The sequence below is a fragment of the Streptomyces sp. NPDC015032 genome (genome assembly GCF_043080425.1).
In the GTDB taxonomy this organism is placed as follows: Bacteria; Actinomycetota; Actinomycetes; order Streptomycetales; family Streptomycetaceae; genus Streptomyces.
Genome location: NZ_JBIBVN010000003.1, coordinates 581,537 through 605,268 on the forward strand (window position 1 = coordinate 581,537; position 23,732 = coordinate 605,268).

At 72.5% G+C, this 23,732-nt stretch carries 13 protein-coding genes and 4 pseudogenes; 11 read left to right on the forward strand and 6 right to left on the reverse strand.

The window, feature by feature from the left end:
• Positions 1–50 precede the first annotated feature (50 nt).
• The gene (locus ACF08M_RS08305) at positions 51–2,042 is read left to right on the forward strand and encodes an acetoacetate--CoA ligase (RefSeq protein WP_392184438.1); all 1,992 of its coding nucleotides are present in this window, start codon (positions 51–53) and stop codon (positions 2,040–2,042) included.
• An 85-nt stretch (positions 2,043–2,127) separates the two neighbouring features.
• Here the strand turns inward: ACF08M_RS08305 and ACF08M_RS08310 are convergent.
• From ACF08M_RS08310 to ACF08M_RS08330, 5 genes and pseudogenes are all read right to left on the reverse strand, one after another.
• A pseudogene (locus ACF08M_RS08310) lies at positions 2,128–3,254 on the reverse strand (sensor histidine kinase).
• A pseudogene (locus tag ACF08M_RS08315) lies at positions 3,251–3,565 on the reverse strand (response regulator transcription factor); the annotation flags it as partial. The pseudogenes ACF08M_RS08315 and ACF08M_RS08310, both read right to left, overlap by 4 nt.
• 226 nt (positions 3,566–3,791) lie before the next feature.
• Positions 3,792–4,142 (reverse strand): hypothetical protein, encoded by a 351-nt coding sequence (locus tag ACF08M_RS08320; protein ID WP_392184439.1) that lies wholly within the window; start codon positions 4,140–4,142, stop codon positions 3,792–3,794.
• A gap of 369 nt (positions 4,143–4,511) precedes the next feature.
• A complete protein-coding gene (locus ACF08M_RS08325; protein ID WP_392184440.1) occupies positions 4,512–5,312 on the reverse strand; it encodes a transposase in 801 nt (266 codons plus the stop codon).
• A complete protein-coding gene (locus ACF08M_RS08330) occupies positions 5,313–5,615 on the reverse strand; it encodes a hypothetical protein (RefSeq protein ID WP_392184441.1) in 303 nt (100 codons plus the stop codon).
• Between the two features lie 166 nt (positions 5,616–5,781).
• Between ACF08M_RS08330 and ACF08M_RS08335 the strand changes: the two genes are divergently transcribed.
• The 4 genes and pseudogenes from ACF08M_RS08335 (at position 5,782) to ACF08M_RS08350 (ending at position 8,260) form a co-directional block, all read left to right on the forward strand.
• Positions 5,782–6,651 carry a helix-turn-helix domain-containing protein gene (locus tag ACF08M_RS08335; protein WP_392184442.1) on the forward strand — a complete coding sequence of 290 codons (870 nt, stop codon included), beginning with the start codon at positions 5,782–5,784 and terminating at the stop codon, positions 6,649–6,651.
• Positions 6,648–6,761, forward strand: a pseudogene (locus ACF08M_RS08340) (SAM-dependent methyltransferase); the annotation flags it as partial. The gene ACF08M_RS08335 and the pseudogene ACF08M_RS08340, both read left to right, overlap by 4 nt.
• A gap of 25 nt (positions 6,762–6,786) precedes the next feature.
• The gene (locus ACF08M_RS08345; RefSeq protein ID WP_392184443.1) at positions 6,787–7,221 is read left to right on the forward strand and encodes an SAM-dependent methyltransferase; all 435 of its coding nucleotides are present in this window, start codon (positions 6,787–6,789) and stop codon (positions 7,219–7,221) included.
• A gap of 361 nt (positions 7,222–7,582) precedes the next feature.
• Positions 7,583–8,260 carry an HdeD family acid-resistance protein gene (locus ACF08M_RS08350; protein ID WP_392184444.1) on the forward strand — a complete coding sequence of 226 codons (678 nt, stop codon included), beginning with the start codon at positions 7,583–7,585 and terminating at the stop codon, positions 8,258–8,260.
• A gap of 480 nt (positions 8,261–8,740) precedes the next feature.
• Here ACF08M_RS08350 and ACF08M_RS08355 read toward each other — a convergent pair.
• Positions 8,741–9,343 (reverse strand): annotated as a pseudogene (locus ACF08M_RS08355) (DUF6192 family protein).
• Here ACF08M_RS08355 and ACF08M_RS08360 point away from each other — a divergent pair.
• The 6 genes from ACF08M_RS08360 to ACF08M_RS08385 all read left to right on the forward strand — a co-directional run bounded on the left by ACF08M_RS08360 (position 9,342) and on the right by ACF08M_RS08385 (position 23,714).
• Entirely contained in the window at positions 9,342–10,262 is a 921-nt protein-coding gene (locus ACF08M_RS08360) for a serine protease (protein ID WP_392184445.1), read from the forward strand. The pseudogene ACF08M_RS08355 and the gene ACF08M_RS08360 overlap by 2 nt on opposite strands.
• 709 nt (positions 10,263–10,971) lie before the next feature.
• Complete coding sequence (locus tag ACF08M_RS08365) at positions 10,972–11,838, forward strand: DUF4132 domain-containing protein (RefSeq protein ID WP_392184446.1); 867 nt, start codon at positions 10,972–10,974, stop codon at positions 11,836–11,838.
• The gene (locus tag ACF08M_RS08370; RefSeq protein ID WP_392184447.1) at positions 11,835–16,745 is read left to right on the forward strand and encodes a DNA-binding protein; all 4,911 of its coding nucleotides are present in this window, start codon (positions 11,835–11,837) and stop codon (positions 16,743–16,745) included. Before ACF08M_RS08365 ends, ACF08M_RS08370 begins: the two co-directional genes overlap by 4 nt.
• Positions 16,746–16,897: 152 nt before the next feature.
• Complete coding sequence (locus ACF08M_RS08375) at positions 16,898–18,052, forward strand: AAA family ATPase (RefSeq protein ID WP_392184448.1); 1,155 nt, start codon at positions 16,898–16,900, stop codon at positions 18,050–18,052.
• The gene (locus ACF08M_RS08380) at positions 18,049–21,846 is read left to right on the forward strand and encodes a DUF5682 family protein (protein ID WP_392184449.1); all 3,798 of its coding nucleotides are present in this window, start codon (positions 18,049–18,051) and stop codon (positions 21,844–21,846) included. The genes ACF08M_RS08375 and ACF08M_RS08380 overlap by 4 nt, the downstream gene beginning before the upstream one ends.
• The gene (locus ACF08M_RS08385) at positions 21,843–23,714 is read left to right on the forward strand and encodes a hypothetical protein (RefSeq protein ID WP_392184450.1); all 1,872 of its coding nucleotides are present in this window, start codon (positions 21,843–21,845) and stop codon (positions 23,712–23,714) included. Before ACF08M_RS08380 ends, ACF08M_RS08385 begins: the two co-directional genes overlap by 4 nt.
• The last annotated feature ends 18 nt before the right edge of the window (positions 23,715–23,732 follow it).

Genomic DNA, 23,732 nt, shown 5'->3' on the forward strand with positions numbered 1-23,732 from the left:
GTCCGACACCCTGCCGCGCTTCCTGCACGATCTCGCCTCTGGAGGCGTCCTTGTACACCGACACCGATCTGTTGTGGTCCCCGAGCCGCTCGGCGGCCGAAAGCTCCAACATCGCCGGCTTCATGCGCTGGCTGAGCGGGGCGCGTGGACTGTCCTTCTCCGACTACCCGGAGCTGTGGCGGTGGAGCACCGCGGACGTGCCGGCCTTCTGGTCGGCGGTATGGGAGTTCTACGGCCTCGACGCCGTCAGCGGCTATGAGGAGGTGCTCGCCGACCCGTCGATGCCCGGGGCATCCTGGTTCCCGGGGGCACGGCTGAACTTCGCCGAGCGATGCTTCGCCCGTGCCACCCCCGCGCGGCCCGCCCTGATCAGCGTGTCCGAGGGCGGCGAACCGGTGGAGACGTCGTGGGAGCAGCTCGGACGCGAGGTCGCGGCCGTCGCCGCGTCCCTTCGGGACATGGGCGTGCGGCCGGGTGACCGCATCGCCGGCTACCTTCCGAACACCTCGCACGCCGTGGTCGCGCTGCTGGCCGGCGCCGCCGTCGGCGCGGTGTGGACGGTGTGCTCGCAGGACTTCGGCACATCCAGCGTGCTCGCGCGGCTGCGGCAGGCACGGCCGACGGTTCTGATCGCGGCCGATGGCTACCACCACGGGGGGAAGGAGTTCGACCGACGTCCGGCGGTAGCCGAGCTGGTGGAAGGGCTGCCCACGGTCCGGCACCTGCTCGCGGTCGACCACCTCTACACGTCCTCGGCCGGATCGTCGTGGTCGCAGCGGCCCACCGTGGAGCAGCACGCGTGGTCCGAACTGGTGGGCATACAGGCGGAACTCGAATTCGCCGACGTTCCCTTCGACCACCCCCTGTGGATCCTGTGGTCATCCGGCACCACGGGCGTACCAAAAGGCATCGTGCAGGGCCACGGCGGCATCGTCGTCGAGCTGCTCAAGGCCCTCGGGCTCGGCGTCGACCTGCGCGGTGACGACCGCTACTTCTTCCACACATCCACCAGTTGGATGGTGTGGAACTTCATGGTCGGGGGCCTGCTGCACGGGTCCACGCTCGTCCTGTACGACGGCAGCCCCACCTGTCCGGACGTCAACGGCGTCTGGAGAGTTGCCCAGCAGACCGGTGCAACAGTGGTCGGCGTGGGGGCGGCCTACCTCGTCGCCCTGGAGAAGGCGGACGCGCACCCGGCGGCCGAGGTGGACCTGAGCGCCGTGCGATCCATCCTGCAGACAGGATCGTCACTGCCCGGGAGCACCTGGCGCTGGGTCTACGACCGTCTCGCCCCTGATGCATGGCTGCAGTCGATCTGTGGGGGGACCGACATCTGCTCGGTACTCGCCGGCGGCTCCGCACTGCTGCCCGTGCGTGCGAAGCGGATCCAGTGCCCCGCCCTGGGAGTCGCCCTCGCCGCCTGGGATCCTTCGGGGCAGCCGCTCATCGGAGACCAGGGAGAGCTGGTGGTGACGGCGCCGATGCCCTCGATGCCCTTGTACTTCGTCGACGACCCCGACAGCCGGCGCTATCTGCAGAGTTACTTCGACGTATATCCAGGGGTGTGGCGGCACGGCGACTGGGTCACGGTCGACCCCGATTTGTCGGTCGTGGTGGCAGGCCGCTCGGACTCGACACTCAACCGCATGGGTGTCCGGATGGGTTCCGCCGACATCTACGCCGTTGTCGAGCGGCTTCCCCAGATCTCCGACAGTCTCGTCGTCGGTGTCGAACTGCGGGACGGCCGGTACTTCATGCCACTGTTCGTGGTCCTCGCCGAAGGCACCGCCGACGACGACGAGCTCCGGAACAGCATCGCCACGTCGATCAGGCAGAACCTCTCACCTCGCCACGTCCCGGACGTCATCGTTCCGATAGGAGCCGTGCCGCGGACGCTGACCGGGAAGAAGCTGGAGGTTCCCGTCAAACGCATCCTCCAGGGGGCTCAGATCGCCGAAGTGAGCGCCGAGGGTGCCATCACCCATCCCGAAATGCTTGCCTGGTTCGCGGACTTCGCCAGCCGTACGGCTTCCCTTCCCTAGGGGCGGCAAGAGTGTCAGAGGAGGTCCCGTGCGCGGGCGGGCGCGAGATGGGAGCAGTTGCCGCGTGACGAGTGGGCCCAGCCCATCAGGCATCTCCGTTCGCCGGGACGCGCAGGGCCACCCTGTACCCGTCGTTCGCGGTCGTGCCCGCTTCGAGAGTGCCGCCCAGGAGTTCGGCTCGTTCTCCGAGACCGATCAGGCCCTGGTGGGAGCTGGGGAGGGGAAGAGCAGGACGGGTGGGGCGTGTTCGGCGTGTTCGTGACGGTGACGACGAAGGCGCCGGGCTCGTGGCGGAGGCATACGGTCGCGGTGGTGCCGGGGGCGTGCTTGCGGACGTTGGTGAGGGCTTCCTGGACCGTGCGGTAGATCGCGCGCTGCACGGGCGTGCCAATGTGACAGGAAGCTCACCGGTCAGTTCGGTGTCGATGCTGCTCGTGGTGATCAGCTTGTGTAGATCGGTCAAGGTTGGCTGGGGGGCAACTCGGTGGCGTGGCCGCCCGAGGAGCGCAACAGGGTGACCATGTGGCGCAGTTCGTCGAGGGTGTCGACGCTGAGGGAGCGGATGGTGCGGGCGCCCTCCTTGGCGTGCGGGTCCCGGGTGGCGACTTGGAGTGCGCCCGCCTGGACGGCGATCAGGCTGACCTGGTGGGAAACGACGTCGTGCATCTCGCGGGCGAGCTGGGCGCGTTCGCGGGCGAGAACGGCTTGGGAGTGCAGGAGGCGTTCGTGCTCGCGGGCCCCCTCGATCTCGACGAGTCGGAGCGCCAAGTCTCTTCGGGCCTGGACGAGTTGGCCCAGCAGGACGGGCGCTGCGGCGGTGGCGAGGGGGTAGAAGAAGTAGACGACGGGCCAGGTGCGTTCGTGTGCGGAGACGTTTTCCAGAGGCCAGGGGGCAGCGGAGGCGAGCGCGAACAGTACCGCACAGACGGTGAGCAGGCGGCGGTTGCGGGAGCGCTCAGCCAGTGTGAACAGGGCCGCGAAGGGGGCGAACACAATGTCCAGCATCAGGCTGGCGGGCAGCGTGAGCAGGAAGACCGTGAGTGGGAAGCGGCGGCGGGCTGCGAGTGCGCCGCAGGCGAGCGCGGCCACGGACTGAGCGGCAGCGGACGCCGCCTCCAGGCTCAGCAGCACGTCGGCCGCCGCGACGCCAACGACGACGACGTCGACGACTGGGGCGGGGATGCGTGCCCACCAGGCCTTCGGCGCGGTCATCGGCCCGGCTCCGGGCGGCGCCGCGTGTCGTCGAGCAGGCCAGCCCGTTGGGCGAGCAGCGCCGCCTGGACCCGGCCGGTCACCCGCAACTTGGTGAGGATCGCGCTGACGTGCTCCTTCACCGTGCCCGCGCTGAGGTGGATCCGGCCGCCGATCTCGGCGTTGGAAAACCCCTGCGCGACCAGCACGAGCACCTTGCTCTCCCGGTCACTGAGCCGTCCGACGAGGCCGGCCTCCTCCTGGTCGACCGCTGCGGCCCCCGGGTGGCTCTGCCAGGCCGCCCGGGACGCCTTCGGTGACATCACCACCCCTGTTCTTTAACCTTTCGACCGTTGCAGGGCGATCAGAGTCTTCTCGCGTCGGACGGTTTCGCCCATGTCGTAGCGGGGTGTCCGGCGCTCGTTGCGTGTACCGGGTGGTCGTCCGGGGCCGGGCGAGCCTGAACTGCATGTAGGCCGCGGTGATCAGCCAGGACAGGTCGACGCGCCGTTTCGCCTTCACCGGGGTCTGGGAGACGACGCTGTCGGGTGTGAGTGATCAGTCTCCCTGGGACCAAGCGGCGCTCGGCAGTGACAGGTAGACGCCGAAGTCGACGAGCCCGGTTGCGGCGCGGAGCTCCGCGTGGAGCGCATCCACGCGCTCTTGGCGGTTGGCTTCCCTGCTGGCGGACCACTTTGACTTGATCTCGATCACCACCGTCAGGCCGCTGCGGTCCAGCGGGCTCAGCGGCCGGAAGCGGATCTCGACATCCCCGGGTTGCAGCTCGCCGTCGTACGGCTCCTCGGGGCACTCCACAGCCAGGGACACCAGGTGTGGCAGCACCGAGCCGAGTTCGCGTAGCTGGGGCTCGGGCACCGTGGGCGCATAGGTCACTTCGACAAGCGGCATCCTCGACACCCTAGACGGAGACCAGGCAAAACTGTCAGCCGTGAGAAGACCCTGATCGCCCTACAACGGTCGAAACGTATGGAACAAGCCAGGGGCTCTCCCGTAATCCCTGGTGGATCAGCGCCCGGCGTCAGATGCGATGCGTCGCAAGGCGGAGGGATGTCGCATACCGACGTCGTAGCGGGTGACGGGGTGCCGGTTCTCCGAGCCGAGGGGGCGTCCGGGTCCGGTTCCGGTTGGTCGGGGAACACGGGCGAGGCAGAGCAGGCGGGTGCGGATGTTCCTGAACCCTCGGCGGACCCGGGCTGGGGTGAGGTGATCGGGCTTGGCCGGCCTCTCCCAGGGCCGACGGAGAGTGGCGGCCAGCGGTCAGGCGAGGCGGAGCTGGTGTGGGCGACGACCAGGAGCCAGGTCCAGCGGTCTGCCGCCTCGGGAGTACGGATCTTCGCGGTGGTCCAGCCGAGCATCTGCTTTCCGCAGCGGAAGGTGTGCTCGAGATCGAATCCGCTGAGGAACATCTGCCATCACAGGTTCACGTCCGCCGGGGCGGCGCTGGTCTTCGAGGACCACAACCACACCGCCACGGACCCGCCCGACCAGTTCGACGGGCAGGTCCCGTAGCACCCAGGCCAGGCGGGTGACGTCGTAGCCGGCGTCCATGACGATCGTGATGTCCGGGTCCCCCGGCTGCCACTGGCCGGCCGCGACGAGCCGCTCGGTCACGGACCTCAGCTGGGCGGCGGTGACTGCGGTGGCGTCGTCCTCGGGGAAGGGGCGGACCACGTCCAGGATCCCGGTCCATGCCGTGGCCCCGGGCTCCAGGACGGCGACGAGGGAGTACGGCCGGCCCGGGATGGACTGCGAGGCGGACTTCGCCCTCCCGTAGACATGGCAGAACAGCCTGTCCGCCGAGCACGGTGCGTTCGACCGCAACCATGGCGACACATCGACAGCCAGCACCAAGCGCCCGCCTTCAATCCGGGGCAACGGCAGCCCGGCGAGCAAAGTACGCAGTCGCTCGACGTCGATCCGGCCGCGGTTGACAACGGCCTTCAGCTGATTCCGTACCTCTGTGACGGAGCACAGGACCGAGCGAAGGCCGGCCTCAGGCCCGGTGAACGCGCCGACGGTGGCCCGCCCCGTGCGTGAAGGGTGCCCGGCCGGGCTCAATCAGAGTTCTGGGCTGTCGTCGGCGGGAGTCCGGGGGCGGGGGATAGGGACCTCGCGCTGCGTGCTCATGCCGTCCGTGTTCACGCTCACACGGATTGCTCCGGGGGCGGCGGGGGACTGCTGGATGGTAAGGCCGTACTGGCTGACACCCGCCGTCCGGCAGAGCGTATCGAGGAGGCCGGCCACGACGCGCTGGGTGTCGGCAATCTGCTCGGCGGGGCAGTGCCGCAGCTGGAGCTCGGCGGCCACGACGCGCTGGGTATGGCGGATCGAGTCGCGGTCTGCCGGTATGCAGACGTACATGTATGCCTCCACTCCTGCGGAGACGGCCGGAAGAGGATTTTCGGCCGTTTGGTCTAATCCACTATCGAAGATGGCCCGACACTCTGCAACCCTGCAGAGTGCGAGCAGGCGTCAGCTGCCGGATCGTAGAGCGCAGCACCCGCCGACCGAGAAGGGACTCCTGCCTGTGTCACGGCCCCGCTCCGGCCCCACCGTGGCCCTGCGACTGGTCGCCGCCGAGCTGCGCGCCCGGCGTGAAGCCGCGGGATTCACCCTGGAAGCCGCCGCGGCAGCGCTCGGCGTACACGACATGACGCTCAGCCGTCTCGAGCTCGCCAGGACCGCCCCACGCCGCGCGACGGTGAGCCACCTGCTGCGCCTGTACGGGACACCTGACGCCGAGACGGAGACAGTCCTGGCATCACTGGAGGAAGCACAGCGGCCGGGCTGGTGGCACCCATACCGCGACATCCTCCCCCACCACCTGGCCGGGGTGATCGACCTGGAATCAGCAGCCTCCCTGATCCGCACCTACGCCCCCGGCGTGATCCCAGAACTCCTCCAGACCCCCGGCTACGCCCGTGCACTCCTGAAGCTGCGGCACCCCCACGCCGGCGCGGAGGAGATCGGTCGACGGCTGCAGTTCCTGGAAGAACGGCAGCGGCACACCGTCTGCCGCACAGACCGGCCCGTACGATTGTGGGCCCTGATCGAGGGCGTGGTACTGGAGCGGGTGATCGGGGACCGGGACGTGATGGCCGAGCAACTCGCCCACCTGGATCACTTCGCCGCACACCGGAGGGCGGTCACCCTGCAGGTGATCCCCGCAGCGGTCGGACAGCACCCGCTGCTGCTGAGCGGATCCGCGGACATCCTGCGCTACACCCATCGGCAGCTCGCCGACCGGCTGATTGTGCGTGGCCTTCACCCGGAGGCCGCGACGGTCACGGAGAACGAGGGAGCGGTCCTCGCCTACCTTGCCGCGATGGATGCAACAGCGGCTCTCGCGCCGCCCCCGACGAAACGCATTCGGACCGGAAAGGACTCCCTCACATGAGCGACAGTACGCAGGACCTGGACCCCCGGCCCAAGAAAGCGCACCCCGCACGGTTTTGGGCCCACCTGCTGGGCGGCAAGGACACCTTTGCCGCGGATGAGGAACTCGGCGAGCAGACCGAGCGCGAGTACCCCGGTGACATCGATCTGGCCATCGCAACCCGCGCCTTCCCGGAACCCTGCGCCGGTCAGTTACCGTACGACCGCCGACAACACCCGCGAGGGTGCGCAGCGCGTCACACCCGACGTCGGAATCGTCTACGTCGACCACGACCCAATCGTCCTCGCGCACGCCCGCGCCCTGCTCACCAGCACGCGTGAGGGCGCCACCGACTACGTGGACGCCGACCTGACGGACCCGGACGCGGCGTACTGGCGCGGCGCGGCCGAACTCTTCGACTTGCTGCACCCCGGCATCCGGTGGGCCGACGGCACGCTGCGCGTGGAGAGCGGGTGCACGGTGACGCTGGCCGTGCCCCTCGTGGTCGCGGTGCCGTCGCTGGTGGTGCCGTGGCCGCGGACCGGTGCGGGGCGGGCGAAGGCCGCCCTTGCCGACCTACCCTGCGCGTGACAGGACCGCGGCGCCGACCGCCCCCTCCGCTGAGCCGGCCAGTCTGCTCGGTCCCACCGGCGCCGGGCTGCCCGCGGCGCCGGCGCGACCGGCTTCCACCGCACGGCTCGCGGCAGGTCACTTCCTCAGTCCCGCCACGGTGTCTTACCACCTGGCGTGCTGGACCAAGCGGGTCCCGTTGCCCGCGCCCGGTCCAGACGGGCGATGCTCTATCGCTGCGTGCCCGTGGGTTCCCGGCTGACAGGAACCTGTTGGACACGGCCCGTTCACCGGCCCCGTTCACCGGGCCCCGTGCCTCCGCCGTCAGCCGAGTGGACCGGCGAAGGTGGCGGGGCGCCCGTGCCCGGTACAAGCATGGATCATGACCGACGCACCGAGCGGCTCCCCCCGGGGGCCTGAATACGACGACCGCCATGCCCATGCCGCGGGTGACGTGCATGCGCCGAAACCGCCCTCGGGCTACATGGAGCCACCCTTCGAGGGGTTCCTGCATCACCTCTCCCGCACCGCCTGGCAGGTCGTCCTGATCACCGGCATCGCCTCCCTGATCCTTGGGATCGTGATCCTGGCCTGGCCGGGCCCGTCCCTGCTGGTCGCCGGGATCCTCTTCGGCATCTACCTCATTCTCAGCGGTGCGCTCCAACTGGCGGCCGCCTTCGGCACCCACCAGGCGACTTCGCTGCGTGTCCTGGCCTTCATCAGCGGCGCCCTGTCGATCCTGCTGGGCCTGTTCTGCTTCCGGGGTCGCTTGGAGTCGATCCTGCTGCTCGCGCTATGGATCGGCATCGGCTGGCTGATCCGCGGAATCACCCATACTCTGGCCGCCGTTCACGACCCCACCATGCCCGCGCGTGGCTGGCAGGCCATCCTCGGCGTCGTCACCTTTATCGCGGGGATCGTGCTGATCATCTCGCCGTTCAACTCGATCGCCGTGCTCACCCTGGTCGCCGGCTGGTGGCTGGTCGTGGTCGGTATCGTCGAGATCGTAACGGCGCTCCGGCTCCACGGGCGTGCGCAGCGGATCCCGCGTACGGCATGAACCCTGTGCAGTGCGTCAACTTCGTGCCGTACAGGTAGCCGAGAGGGCGGTTTTCGGGGTCGACACGCTGAACGGTGCGTGTGTCGCCGGCAGATGCCCCATTGCGAGCCCAACCCGCAGCACCCACGCACCGCCCGTCGGTATGCCTGGCTGCGGCTGCTTCTGGTGCTCGTCGCGCTGGTGCTCGCCGCCGGTGCGCACGCGGAGGCGGTGGAGGGCGAGTCAGCCACGGTGCCCACGGCTCAGGCGTGTGACGCGGAGTACGACGCGCCCGCCACGGCACTGCGCCCCGCGCGCCCTCCGCGAAACGACGTCCTGCAGGTGCCGGATTCCTCGTTCGACCTGGGATTTCGTCAGGCGGGCGGCGGTGATGAGCTGTCTTGTCTGAAGGCCGGCGGGGCGGGCTTCCATCAGGGCGAAGCGGACCAGGTCGCCGTAGTGCTCCGCAAGAGGCCGGGCCTCCGGGCGCTGCGGCATGGCCTAATCGCCCTTGAGGGGCTTGGTCAGCTGCTCGTCCCGGGTGAACTCGCCGTTGTCGGTCGTCGCTTCGAGCCAGTCGGCCGCGGCCCGCACCTTGGAGATCCCGCGGCGGACGGTCTCGCGCTCGTCGTCGGTGAACTCCTGGCCCCGTATACGTGGCACCAGCCGGCCCAGGGGGGCCGCGAACTGGAGGCAGGAGCCGACCAGGTCGCGGTAGTCGATGGTGTGCTCGACCTTGCGGACGGCCGGGGCACGTTAGCGGATCTTGGCGCGGGCCCGGGCGGAGTTGTCGAACTGGGCCCGGCCGGCCAGGAAACGGGCGGTGTCGTCCCGCATCGTGTCCTGCGCGACCGTCGGCCTGCGCGGCAGGTCGGTGATGACCTGTTTGGCGACCTCGTCGTCCCGGGTGAGATCGTGGCGCCTTTGTGTGCCCATGACCAAGGAAGAAAGTCCCGGTGCGGTGGCCGTCAAGGGAGCGAAAAGAGCCAGGAAGGAGCTGTCAGGTAGCGGAGGACTTGGCTGTACGCCGACAATGCGGTCACCCTTCGCCGTCCGGGGGCCACCGGGCTCCCGGATCGAACAGAGAGGACCGACCATCATCATGCGCAAGCCTCTCCTCGCCACCCTCACCGCCGTTGCCCTCGGTGTCGCCGCCTTGACAGGCGCAACGGGCACCGCAGCCGCAGCACCCAACCGCGTGAGCGGCGCGACCCCCACTGCTGCGACGGCCGCCGTGCACCCTGATAGTGCGCCCGCCCCGGTGACGGCCTCCTCCTTCGCCGGCACCGTGGCGCTCAGTAACTGCTCAGGCTCCCTGATCCGCATGCCGAACTCGCAGGCGACGGACCCGGGGCTGGTCATGACGAACGGTCACTGCCTCGAAACCGGCTTCCCGAGCGCGGGCCAGGTCATCACCAATCAGCCCTCCACTCGCAGCTTCACGCTGCTCAACGCCTCGGCCGGCACCGCAGGAACGCTCAAGGCGAACAAGGTCGTCTACGCGACGATGACCGACACCGACGTCACGCTGTACCAACTGACCAAGACCTACGCCCAGATACAGCAGTCCACGGGAATCGCGCCGCTGACGCTGTCCGGGACCCACCCGGTGCAGGGGCACGCGATCGACGTGGTCTCCGGCTACTGGAAGCGGGTCTACTCCTGCTCCGTCGACGGATTCGCGTACCGTCTGAAGGAGGGCCAGTGGACATGGAAGGACGCCGTCCGCTACACCCCGGAATGCCAGGTCATCGGGGGCACCTCGGGTTCCCCGGTCATCGACACCACGACCGGGCAGGTAACGGCGATCAACAACACCACCAACGAGAACGGCGAAAGCTGCACCCTTGACAATCCCTGCGAGGTAGATGAGCAGGGAGCCGTCACCATCCGCCAGGGAACCGGATACGCCCAGGAGACCTACGGCATCCCCGCCTGCTTCACGACGGGCAACAAGCTCAACCTGTCGGCCACAGGCTGCACGCTCGCGAAGCCGAAAGCGGCAGCGGCAGCGGCACGCTGAGTTGACACCTGAGGGTGCAAGCAGCGCTCGTCCACGGCCAGTCGGGCCACCGCGTCGTGCGCAGCCGGCACACCGCCGGAAGGCGGCTGTTCCGGCTCAGTAGTGTCCCGTCGGTTCTTGCAGTAGATGTGAACCGTGCTGCGGCCCCTGGCACCTCGGATCTCTGCCGATGTCTCCTTCCGGACACAACGTGGGGCTGGTGGGGCACAGTGAGGACTTGGTGATGTGCCCCACCAGCGTCCGTAGCCTGTCACGGCTTGGGAGCTGTGCAGGCCACGGTGGCCTTGGACGCATCGGAGTGCGTGAACCGGGGGAGTCCACCCAGTACTGGTCCTTGTCCGGCATCCGTTACTTGGTCGAGAAGCTCGAGCTGAACGCTCCACCATCGAGATCTATGGTGATGACGCCTGCGGGAGCGCAGACGTCGAAGACCTGATCGCCGCCATGCCGGACGACCGGACAAGCGCCCGGACCGCTTCTGCGTCGCCGACACCACGCACCGCCTCCAGCCGTCGGGCGCGACGCCTGCCGTCCCTGGCAGCACGAAGTTCCCTGCCAGGTTGTCGCGAGGGCACCGCGGACCACCCACGGACCACCCCGCGTTGTCAGTGGCCCTCGTTAGTCTCCCTTTGTATCGCAGTTCAGGGGCTTTGTGGCCCTTGGTTCGGGCTGCGCTGACATCTGATGAACAGGCGGAGGGGCACGGCTGATGGCGTGGCTGACAGCGGGCGAGGGGTACGAGATCACCCTCGAGGACGGGCGTGTGGTCGCACGGCGCGCCGGGGGGCGGCAGCTGAAGGCGCTGCCGAAGATGTTGCGCGACAGTCCCGAGGTCGACCGGCTGAGGCAGTTGGCCGAGTGGCTGGACCGGCACGCGGCTTCGTGCGTGGCTCAGGTGGATGCCTGGATGGTGTCGTCGCTTCCGGTTCCGACCGAGCTGATCGCGCGGGTGTGGCCGGACGAGGCGTGGCAGACGGCGCTGCGTGACATGGCCGTCGTGGGTGATGATCCGGACGAGGTCGGGTTCCTGCGGGACGTCTCCGGCGACGGGGAGCTCAAGGTGGTCGACCTCGACGGTGAGACCGTGCGGCTGTCGCCGCGCACGGTGACGCTTCCCCACCCCGTGCTCCTGCCGGACCTGGACGATGTACGGGACTTCGCGGCCGACCTCGGCATCACCCAGAAGGTGGAGCAGATCCACCGGGCGACCTGGGCCAGGCCGGACGGGCCGGATGCCGGGCGTCCGGAGACGGCGACGGAGATACGGGACTACGCGGGCGGGAAGTTCGCCTCGCGGTTCGGTCTCGCGGCGCGCGCCACGGGCCTCGGCTACCGGGTGTCCGGTGGCTACGCCACGTGCAAGGTGCGTGATGGGGGCCGCAGCACGGAGGCGGCGGTGTGGATCGGCGAGCCGTACTGGGACGGGGAGTCGGAGACCGGCGGGCTGAGCTGGCACGACGAGGACGGCCGCGCGGTGCGGCTGACCGCGGTCGGGCCGGTGGCCTGGTCCGAGGGGATGCGCATGGCCGCTGCGCTGTACGCCGGCCGCACGATCGAAGAGGGTGGGGACGCGTGACCAGGACGGTTGGGAACGACAACAAGGAGCTGCTCGCGGCAGGCGCGGTCCTCCCGGCCGACGCGCGGGGTGCGGGCCCTTCAGCGATTGAGCTGACCGCGCGGGCCTATCGCCACGCGGTGCTCGGCGAGGATCGGGTCGTCGTGCGGCTGGCCGCGGCCGAACTGGGCCCCGCCGAGGACCTCGCAGCCGGCTTCCTCGGCCTCGAGCCGCAGGGCGAGCCGGCCGTGGTCGGTCTCGGTCGGCGCCAGGAACTCGGCTTTCCCGAGTGGGTGCTGGTGCACCACCCCCAGGACGGGCACCACGCCCTGGCGGTCGTGCCGGAGCTGGACCGGCTGGCCCGGCAGGCCAGGACCAAGCCCAAGGCCGCCCTGGACGCCTGCCACGAGCTGGCCGGGCGGCTCGCCTCGGCCGTCCCGCACTTCCTGCCCGTCTTCTACGAGCAGGCCGCGCGGGTCTTCCTCGGCGTCGAGAACAGCACGTATGCCGGTCAGCTGTTCGGCCGTGCCCGCACGAGCGAGGCGCAGCACGGGCTGACGGTCGACGAGGACCGGCTCGACGCCGTGTTCCTGGAGTTCGCCCTGGCCGGCGCGCTTCCGGTGAAGGTCCTGACCGGTTACGGCAAGGACCTGTCGGCCCGGCTCGCGCCCGTCGAGGCGTACGAGCGGTTCCGGCGGCTGTGTGTGCGCCGGACCGCCGGCGGCCTCGCGCCGTCCGCCCAGGCCGCGGTGGAGCTGAGGCGGCTCGCCCGCGCCGCGGCCATGTCCGGCAACGAGGCGGAGCAGGACTACCTCGCCGAGCTCCTTCCGCTGCCGGCCACCTTGCGAGCCGCCGCTGGTTGGTGGAAGTCGCACCGCGGTGCGCTGGTTGCGCTGGCCTGGCGCGTTCCGTCCGTGCGGGGCACGCTGCTGTCGATGACCCCGCCCGGGGACAGCGGGGAGATGACCGAGCTGTGGCTGGGAATCCTGGCGCAGTCGGGAGCCGATGCCGGTCTCGCGGACGCCGACCTGCCGCAGGATGAGCAGTGCTCCGACGGTGCGGCGGGCTGGCTGGAGCGCTTCCACAGTGCCCGGCATCGCGGTTGGGGGCCGCGCCCGACGCCGCCCGCCCTGCTGGAGCTGGTCGAGCGGGCGGCCGGCCGGCTGCGTGCCGATCTGGCGGCGCGGCCCGAGGGCGAGCGGTTGCTGAGGATCGGTGTCGAGGACGTGAACCTGCTGGACCTCCTGCTCTCGCTGGAGATCGCGGTCGCCGACCCCGAGGAGAAGTCCGCCCACCACCAGCGCGGCAACGCCCTGAACCTGTCGGACTGGGCGCGCGGCGAGGAGCCGCGGGACCTGGTCGGACTGGCAGCCGACCCGCGCTTCCGGCCCGCCTTCGGGCGCGGGGCGAACAACTACAACAGCGAGTCCTCCGGTGCGGACGTGATGCGGCGGCTGGCCGCCTCGCCCGGCGGCCGCCCGATGCTCACCGAGTGGATGCGCGAGGTGGCCGCCTCGTCGGTGGCGGCCGGACTGCCCGGACTGCCGAAGGCGATCGAGCGGCTTTCGTGGCTGCCCTCCGAAGCTCTCGTGCTCGCGCCGCAGGAGGTCGCGGCCGCGGCCGGTGCCGATCTCGGCGAGGCCGTGGCGCGCACGCTTCGGGGCGGTCTGTGGGAGGAACTGCGCTGGCCGACGTGGGAGGAGGCGCTGACGGAGCTGGCGCCGGGGCGCCACACCACCGAGGGCCTGACGGTCGTCGAGGCCTGGCCGTATCTGATCGTGGCCAACGCGACGCAGGTGCGCGTCATCGACGCCGACTCCACCGTTCTCGTGCACGATCTGCGGGTGCCCACCACGTCCGTGTGGCGGACGGGCTTCCACTACGTGGACGGTGCGCTGCTGGTGTTCTGGAGCACGTACGGTCGCGGCGAGCCGCAGGGTTACTGGCACACCACGCCCGACACGGTGTTCGCTCTCGCCGGCGCCGACTCCTGGGCCATGCGTTCGGATCACCTCAGCCTGCAGCTGCCCGGCGGCGGCCGCACCACCGGCGGCGGGGTCCTCCACAGCGGCGACACGAAGCTGCCCGCGGAGCGCGCGCTGCTGTCCGACGGTACGTCGTACTGGGTGTGGCAGGACAGGGACGGGGAGGACAAGGGCGGCTGGCTCGAGTACGACCCCGTGGGCGGCGGGTACGGCCGGCGCTCGCAGCCCGGTTTCCTCGCCGACGCGCTGCTGCGGCACGCCCCCGGGGCCGAGTTGGCGGCCGGCTCGTGCTGGCTGAGGCCCGCCCCGGCGGTGGCGGGTTCGGCCCAGGGGACATCCGCGGACGGGCTCTTCGGCTGGCGTGTCGTGCGGCTGCCCGACGGCGGCCACCACGGAGAGGACACCACCGGACGGGTCGTCACCCTTCCGAAGGGTGCCGGCAGGCCGGTCGCCGCGCTGACGTTTCCCGGCGACGACCGGCCGCGGGCACTGACCCAGCAGTGGCGCGAGCTGTCGCTCAGCGACCCGGAGGGCATGGTCACGACGACGGCCCAGTGCGACCACCGCAACGAGCTGTACGGGACCGCGGCTCAGGCCCTGCCGCCGTTGCCGTACCTGTACATGCTGCGCGCGCGTGATCCGCAGGGGTCGGCGGCGCTGCGGGGTGCCGACTCGGAGTCGGCCGGCGTCCTGCTGAAGGCGGCCGTGCTCGCGGAGCGGGTGGCGGACCTGCCCGGGCTGGTGAGCGCCGCGCTGCCGCAGGTCTCGGCACCCGAGCTGATCGCCGGCGTGGTGAAGGTGCTGCGCTTCGCGGTGCGGCAGCAGAAGGCGCTGGACGCCGTGGCCGCACGGCTCGACCCCGCCGCCGAGACGGAGGTCCGGGGCCAGGGACCGAGCGACCACATGCTTGACAAGGCGCTGCACGGCATCGTCAATAGCGACTACTACCGCTACGGCGCGGACACCGACGTGACCCACCGTTACCTGGAGTCTCTGGCCTCCGCGCGCGCGGACACCGCCGCCACGGCGCTGCCGGGCCGGCTGCACTTCGATCTGCCGTCGCTGCCCTACTCGGGACTGCCGTTCGTCTCGCTCCTGGACGAGCCGGCCGCGATCGCCTACCGCGCCGTCGCGCCCGGCAGCGACCCGGCACACCGGGCAGCCCTGCTCGAAGTCCTCGGCCGGGTGGACGTACTGGGGCTGGCCTCGACGGCGGCCTCGGCCGGTCACTGGCGCCGGGTCCTGGTCCGCCTGACGACGTCCCACCTGGACACGCCGGACGGCCAGCGGCGCAACGTCGCGCACCGCAGTGTGCTGCCCCTGGGCGGCGGTGCTGTGCTCGGCATCACCGAGCACAACTCCGGCGTCGGCGACGGGTGGGAGTTCGGCGCGCTGCTTTACGACCCGAGCGGCCGTTTCGAGGTGCCCGGCCCCTACACCCTGAGCGGTGAAGCGCCGGTGGGCGACCGGGTGCGCGGCGCCGACTGGCTGTCCGGCTTCCTCGGGGAGGCGCGGTCCCATGAGGCGGTGCCCTTCCTGCCGGAGGCCGCCGACGAGTTCAGCCGCCTCACCGGTGTGTCCCGGGCGCTGGCCCGGATCGTTCTCGCGGGCATGCCCGACGTGGACAGCTGGGAGAACAACTTCCTGCCGGCCGAGCTGCGCAAGGCGCTCGGGCTGAAGGTGGCCGAGGCGGGACACGCCCGCGACGAACTGCGCGCGCTCCCGGTCGAGGTACGCCGGGCGCTGCTCGCGGCGCTCCTGCCCGACGACCCGGCACGGCTGTGGAGCGAGGGCCCGGACGTGGCGTCGGCAGCCGCCGTGTGGAACGAAAAGGTGGGACGGCGCCGGCAGGTGCCCGACTGGCTGGCGGTGGAGGCTGCGCGCGCCGTGAGCAGCGGCTGGCCCGTGCACCGGGCGCTCCGGGCGCTGCTGGAACCGGCGTCGTCGCCGGAGCTCGGCGTCGACGTGCCATGGCGCATCGAGGGCGATCACCCGGCGACGGCGTCCCCCGCCGATGCGCCGTTCACCTCGGCGGTGCTGGCCGGCTCGATGAGTCTGACGGCCTGGCTGGCTCACCGGCTGCCCGCCGGCGATCCGGTACGGGCGGCGCTGCCGAGTGCGCTGACCGCGGTGCGGCAGCGGCTTGCGGCACCCGAACTACTGCTCTCGGCCGGGCACTACACAAGCCTCGCGGACTTCCGGAAGGTGGCCGGCGCCCCGACGGAGACGGCACCGGATCACGAGCGGTACGGCGCGGTGCTCATGGCCACGCAGGACGGCCAGCCCCAGCCGGCCGTACGGCCCGCCCTGCTGGACTCCACCGGCTCCGACCCGTACCTGGCGGCACTGCGCGGCGCCGATCAGCAGCCGACCGGGGTCGAGACGGCCCTGCGGTGGGCATACGACGCGACGTTCGCACGGCTGCTGGCCGACCCGGGCGCGCCCGCGGCCGGCGCGGCGGACGACGAGGGCCTGTGGTGGCCGCAGGATCCGTCCCGTTCGGTGCCCGAGCGGGTGGCCGAGGTCGCCGAGGCGCGCGGTCTGACCGCCGACGCGGCGACGCTGTACCTGATGCTGCTGGCCATGCCCGACCCGACGGACCGCAACACCGCGCGATGGACGGGATGGAAGCCGGCCCGTCTCAAGGCGGCGCGCGCCGAACTGGCCGAGACCGACCTGGTGGTGTCGGCCGTACGGACCCGGGCGGGACGCTCGCTGTTCTTGCCGGGCGCCTGGGCGGAGCAGTCGGCGCCCGTCCTGCCCGTCGAGCAGTGGAAGCTGCCGATGTACGGGGTGGCCACGGGCGGCCGGCCGGTGCTGGGTGCCCTGGTGCCGACCGAACCGGCCGCGGAGCTGTTCGCCCGGGCCTGGCAGCGGATCCTCGACGGCGACCTCCCGCGCTTCGAGGAGCTGAAGGTGCGGCGTACGAGGCGTCGCCGCTGAGGCACCGCCACTGTGACGCCGCCGAACGGCATCTGAGCCGCCGCTGACCGGCCGCCCGTCGTCAGCACGGCGCGGCGCGCCCGCCCCCGGGTGCGCCGCGCCGGCCCCCCGACCCTGCGCACACCTGTCGAACCATGACGAAGGAAACCCGCATGACCGTCACCGAACAGACCGCACCCGCCCGGCAGGGCCAGCCGGCCGAGGAACGCCACGCCGCCGAACTCGCCTTCCTCGCCGCCCAGGACCCCGGCCCGCGGCCGCCCGGCTGGGCGCTCACCCCTCGCGCGGCGGTCACGTTCGTCTGCGGCAGCGACGGAGTGGAGCTGGCCCTGCCCCGGCGTCGCGCCGGTCTGCCGTCGAAGCTGGTGATCGCCCCGAAGTTCGTCGGCGAGCGCGCGCTGGTCGAACGCTGTGTGGTCACCCTCGCCGGAGAGCGCGGGCTGCTGCTCACCGGTGAGCCCGGTACGGCCAAGTCGATGCTGTCGGAGCTGCTCGCGGCCGCTGTCAGCGGGACCAGCGCCCTGACGGTGCAGGGCACGGCGGGCACCACCGAGGACGCGTTCCGCTACGGCTGGAACTACGCCCTGCTGCTCGCCCAGGGTCCGACCCCGCAGGCCCTGGTGGACTCCCCGGTCCTCGCCGCCATGCGGGCCGGACGGGTGGTTCGGGTCGAGGAGATCACCCGCTGTCTGCCCGAGGTTCAGGACGCCCTCGTCTCCATCCTGTCGGACCGGCGGATCAGCGTACCCGAGCTGACCGCCACCGAGGACGCGGTCGTCCGCGCCGCCCCCGGCTTCACCGTCATCGCCACCGCCAACCTGCGTGACCGGGGCGTCTCCGAGATGTCGGCCGCGCTCAAGCGCCGTTTCAACTTCGAGACCGTCGACCCGATCGCCGACGCCGACGCCGAGGCGGTCCTGATACGCAGCCAGGCTGTCGCCGCCGTGCAGCGGGCGGGCGCGGCCTTCGCCGTCGATGACGCCGTCCTCGACGCCCTCGTCACCGTCTTCCGCGATCTGCGCTCCGGCCGTTCCACCGAGGGCTGGGACGTGGAGCGGCCGGGCACGGTCATGTCCACCGCCGAGGCCGTCCAGGTGGCGGCGTCGCTGGGGCTCGCGGCCGCCTACCTGCCCGGCGGGGACGTGCTCGACCTGCTGCCGGGACATCTGCTCGGCGTGGTCCGCAAGGACGACCCCGCCGACCACGCACGGCTGCTGGGCTACTGGGACGGTCCGGTGCGCCGCCGCGCCGAGAACGGCTCGGCGATGTGGCGCCGGCTCTGGGACCTGCGCGGGAGCCTGCGTTGACGACTGTCGATCCACGAACGGCCGTGGACGCACTGGCCGCATCGCGTGCGCCGTACCTGCTGGGAGTGCGCCACCACAGTCCGGCGCTGGCCGCGGTGGTACCCGCCCTGCTGGAAGAGGCGCGGGCCGAGGTGGTCTGCGTCGAGCTGCCGACCGACTTCCAGCCCTGGCTGGAACATCTGGCGGACCCCGAAACCGTCGCCCCGGTCGCCCTGGCCGGGGCGGGCGAGGGGGGACGGCTCTCGTTCTACCCGTTCGCGGACTTCTCACCGGAGCTCGCCGCGGTCCGCTGGGCCAGAAGCCGCGGGGCGCAGGTCGTGTGCTGCGACCTTCCCCTCGGCGACCCGCGCTGGTCGGCGGGGGCGCTCGGGCCGGTGCGCGAGCCGGACGGCAGCGAGGCCGTACGTCCGGAGGCCGATGCGCCCCTGGGCGCCGCGGGGGCGTTCGACGCCGGTCCAGACGCCGGTCCAGACGCCGGTCCCGATGCCGGTCCTGCCCCTGCTCCCGGCGGCGGGACGGCGCGGGTGCGGCGCCCGTACACCGAGGCGCTCGCCGCCGCCGGGACCGGCCGGGACGGCGACGATCTGTGGGACCGCGCGGTGGAGGTGCTGGCTCCGGGGTGCGCCCCGGACGCGGTGCGCCGAGCTGCCCTGGGCGTGGGCTGGGCCCTGCGCGCCGACGCCGTCGTACCCGCCGCCGACCTGGCGCGGGAGGAACGGATGCGGCAGGTGATTGCCTCTGCCTCGGCGGACGGGCGCCGGGTGGCAGCCGTGATCGGCGCCTTCCACGCACCCGCGCTTCTCACCTCCACGGAGGCGGATGCCGGAGCGGTGGCCGGGGCCGGGACGGCGGGCGTCTCCGGTGCAACGGGGCGGGCGGTCGTCCCGGCCGAGGCCGGGCCGCGCGGTGCGGGGCCCCGCACGTGGGTGTCCGGTACGGAAGCGGCAGGGGGTTGGGCGGCCGGCAGGGCTGGGGAAGACGGCGCCGCAGCGACCGAGGGTCCGGCGGTGACCTCCCTTGTGCCGTACTCCTTCGACCTGCTCGACTCCCGGTCCGGCTACCCGGCCGGAATCCGCGACCCGTTGTGGCAGCAGGCGGTGCTCACCGCGGCCGGCGATCCGGAACGGATCCGGGAGGCGGCCGCCGACGCGGTGACCGGCGTGTGTCGCGAGATGCGCCGCGGCGGTCATACCGCGGGGACCGGCGAGGCCGCCGAGACGCTGCGCCTGGCCTGCGACCTGGCCGCCCTGCGCGGACTGCCCGCGCCCGGGCGCGGCGAACTCCTGGAGGCCGTCACCACTGTCCTCGGTCAGGGCGAACCCCTCGGCCGGGGCCGGGCCCTGGCCCGCGCGCTGGAGGCCGTGTTCGTCGGCACCGCACGCGGCCGGATCAGCCCGCGCGCGCCCCGGTCCGGTCTCGGCCCCTCGGTCGAGGCCGAGCTCGCGGAACTGCGGCTGCCCCGACCGGACGACCCCGACCGCCGCGACCTGCGCCTCGACCCGCTCCGTTCGCCGCTGGACGGCCGCCGCGAAGTGCTGCTCCAGCGGCTGTTGGTGATCGGCGCCTCGTACGGCGAACCCCTGGACGTGGCGAGCACGGGCGACGGCACCGCGCTCGGCACCAGGTGGCGTACGACGTGGACGCCGTCCGTGCCCGCGCGCCTCGACCTCGCGGGCGTGCGCGGGGTGACCGCGGCCCAGGCCGCCGCCGGCACGCTCGCCGCGACCGCGCGCCATGAGGCCGCCGAGGGCGGCCCCACCCCGGCCCAGATCCTCACCGGGCTGACCGCCGCCGCGCGCTGCTGCCTGCCCGAACTGGTCGACGCGCGCCTGTGCGAGGCCTCCGCCGTGCTGCCCGACAGCGCCGACCTGCCCGAACTCCTCCAGGCCCTGGACCTGTTGGAGGGATTGCGGCGTGGCCACTACCCCGGCACGACGCAGGACGCCCGCACAGCGGCCGGCCCGCTCACGGAAGAACTCCTCGAGGCCGCGGTCCGGTCCCTGCCCGGCCTCGCCGGGAGCGACAGCGGCGCCGACGCCGGGGCCTTGGTGGCGCTGGCGGACCGGACGGCCGCCCGCCATCTGGGTCTGCGACTGGACCGGGCGCTCGCCGAGCTGGCCGCCGAGGGCTCCCCGCTCATCCAAGGCGCGGCCCTGGCCGTACGCGTGCTGCTCGACCTGGACGACGCGGCCGGGCTGGGCGAGCGTACGGCCGGCTGGATCGACGGGGCCACGGCTCCGGACACGCGCCGGGCGCTGGCGAAGCGTCTTGCCGGGCTGCTCACGGCCGCCGGGCCCCTGCTCCAAGCGTCGCCGGACGCGCTCGCCGCGCTCATGGACCGGGTTGACGCGCTGGCCGACCAGGACTTCCTCGACCGGCTCCCGGCCCTGCGCGGCGGCTTCGACACGCTGGCCCCGGCCGCGCGCGACAGGCTGCTCACCACCGTGACGGAGCGGCTCGGCGACCGGCTGGACCTGTCACTCGACGCCCCGCCCGAGCTGCTCGCCCTGTGGGCGGCCGCCGACGCGGCAGGATCGGCAGCGCTGAAGGCCATGGGGCTGCCGGGCGCGGACGCCTACGCGGGAACGGAACCGGGCCCGGACAAGGCCGACGAACCCCGCCCCGCACCCCCACCCGCAGCGAACAGCGCCGCCACGGACGACGCGGACCGACGGCTCGGCCGTGCCGACCGCTGGCGGCTGCTGCTCGGTCGCCACAAGGAACGGCTCACCGGCGACGCGCGCCGCTACGCCCACGCCCTGGACGAGTTCTACGGCCGCGGGCGCGGCGAAGGCGCCCAGGATCTGGACGGCGGCGCACCAGGTCAAGGCGGCGGTCAGGACCCGTCCTTCCCCACCGCACGGGAGTGGGCGCAGGAGCTGGAGGCCCTCTTCGGCACCGACGTACGCGAGGAGGTTCTCGCGGAGGCCGCCGACGCGGGTCGCACCGATGTGCTCGCGCAGCTCGATCCGGCGTCGGTACGCCCGTCCGTGGAGCTGCTCGGTTCGGTGCTGTCCCTGGCCGGAGGCATGCCCGAGGCTCAACTCGCCCGGCTGCGTCCGCTGGTGAAGCGGCTCGTAGACGAGCTGTCCCGGGAGCTGGCCACCCGCCTGCGCCCGGCGCTCACGGGTCTGGCCACCCCGCGCCCGACCCGGCGGCCCGGCGGGCGCCTCGACCTCGCCCGTACCCTGCGGGCCAATCTCGCCCACACCCGGCGGACACAGGACGGCCGGCTCGTCGTCGTACCGGAGCGCCCGCTGTTCAGTACGCGGACGAGCAAGGAGGCGGACTGGCGCCTGGTCCTCGTCGTCGATGTCTCCGGCTCGATGGAGGCGTCGGTGATCTGGTCGGCGCTGACGGCCGCGGTCCTCGGCGGGGTTCCCACCCTGTCCACGCACTTTCTGGCCTTCTCCACGCAGGTGATCGACCTGACCGGCCGGGTCGAGGACCCGCTGTCACTGCTGCTGGAGGTCCGGGTCGGCGGCGGTACACACATAGCGGCCGGTCTCGCGCACGCGCGTTCGCTGATCACCGTGCCGAGCCGCACGCTCGTCGTCGTGGTCAGCGACTTCGAGGAGGGCGCACCGCTCGGCGGGCTGCTGGGTGAGGTGCGTGCCCTGGCGTCCTCCGGCGCCCACCTGCTGGGCTGCGCGGCGCTCGACGACACCGGCACGCCGCGCTACTCGGTGTCCGTGGCGCGCCAACTCGTCGCGGCCGGTATGCCGGTGGCCGCCCTCAGCCCGCTCGAACTCGCCCGCTGGGTGGGCGACCGCCTCCGTGGAGAACACCGTTGAGCACCGCACCCCTGCCTCCCGTCGCCCCTGACGTCCTCGCCGACGCCGTGGAGCAGCTCAGCGCACGGCTGCGCAAGAAACTCGACGCGGCGATCTCGGGCTGCGCCGACCAGGCCTCCGCCACGGCCGACGGGGCGGTCGAGGTCCACTTCGGCGAGGACACCACGGTCATGCTGCGCCCGGGCCCGTCCGGCACGGTCACGAACGCGGAACAGGCCGTGTGCACCTGCCTGTTGGCCCCGCGCTGCCTGCACCGGGCCGCGGTCCTGGGCGCGGCACCCATCGCCGATGGGGCGGGCGACGTGGGCGGGGGGCACGACTCGGGTACGGACAAGGCCGCAGGTTCGGGCACAGCCTCCGGCACGGGCGCGGGGCCCGAGGAGGCCGCACCCACCGCCCCCGCCGCCGACGTGGCGGCCACGGCGGTCGCGCCGGCCGCCCTCACCGCGGCGCAGGTCCGTGCCGCCACGGCGCTGTGGGAAGCCGCCGCCGAGATCCTGTCCGCCGGCGTCACGGCGGGTGGCGCCGTGGTGCAGGCCGAGCTGCTCCGAGCCGCCCACACCGTGCGGCTGGCCGGGCTGCCGCGGGCCGAGGCGGCCGCGCTGCGAGTCGTACGGAGCCTGCGGGCCGCGCGGGAGCGGAGCGAGGGACAAGGTCTCGCCGACCTCACCGGAGCCTTCCGTGAGCTGCTGGCCGGCGCCGCCCTGCTCGCCTCCGGTTCGGCCGACACGGAGGTGGCGGGTTCCGCGCGCCGGCTCTACGAACAGGGCGGCAGCCTGCGGGTGTACGGCCTGTGCCGGGAGCCGGTGCTGTCCGCGACGGGGTACGGCGGAGTGACCACGCACCTGGTCGGTTCGGACGGCGCCGGTTACACCGTGTCCGACGTGCGCCCCGGTGGCCTCGCCCGCGTGAAGGGCGCGGGGTCCGCGTCCGTGGCGCTCGGCGGTGCCGTCCTCGACCACGCCGGGCTGGCGCGCGGGGGGCTGCGGATCGTCGGCGCCACCGTCTCCGCGGACGGGCGGCTCGGGGCGGGGCGGGGGGTCGGCGCTACGCCACTGCGCGGGGTGGACTGGTCCGAGGAACCCGCCGCCGCCCTCTTCACCCGACCGGTGCGGGAGGCGATGGCCGCCGTGCTCGCCGACGGCGCGCCCGAGGCGGGCGGACCCGGCAGTACGGCGCCGGGTCTGCTGGGCTGCGACGTCGAGGTGATCGGTGCGGCCGGCGACTCCGTCGTCGTCCGCGTCGCCGGTGAGGGACCGCTGCTGCGGCTCCGTCCCGCACACCCCCACCCGGAGCTGCCGCACGCCGCCAACCTGCGCCGGATCGCCGAACACCCGGGGCTCGCCCTGCGTGTGCTCGGCCGTCCCGACCTGGACCGGGCGGCGACGCTCCGGTCGCTGGCGGTCGGGCCGGTGCCGGGGGCGTCCGCCACGCTGCGGCTGCCGGACGCGTGGAAGGGCCGTGCCGACCTGGGCTACGACCGGCTCCAGGGCGAGCACTTCCCCCGCGAGGCGGCGGGACCCGCGGCCTGCGGGCCGGTCGCCGCGGCCCCCGACCCGCTGGCGGAGGCACCGCTGTGGCGTGTCCGGCGCCTGCTGGAGACGGGCGTCGCGGGCGGTCGCCGTGCCGTGGCTGAGGCCGGCCGCGGGACGGATGCGGCCTCGCTCTTCGCCCGCCTGACCCGGGCGGAACTCGGCGGAGCGGCCCACCTCGCACAGGCCTTGACCACGGAGGCGGGCCGCCGCCCCCGCGACGCCTTCGGCCGCCTGACCGACCCCTCGGCCGATGCCTACGCGAGGGCCTGGCTCGCCTCGGCCGTGTACCTGGCGGCCGCGGAACGCTCGCTGGTGGCCGCGTCCTGGTCGTGACCTGCCGCTGAGTCCACC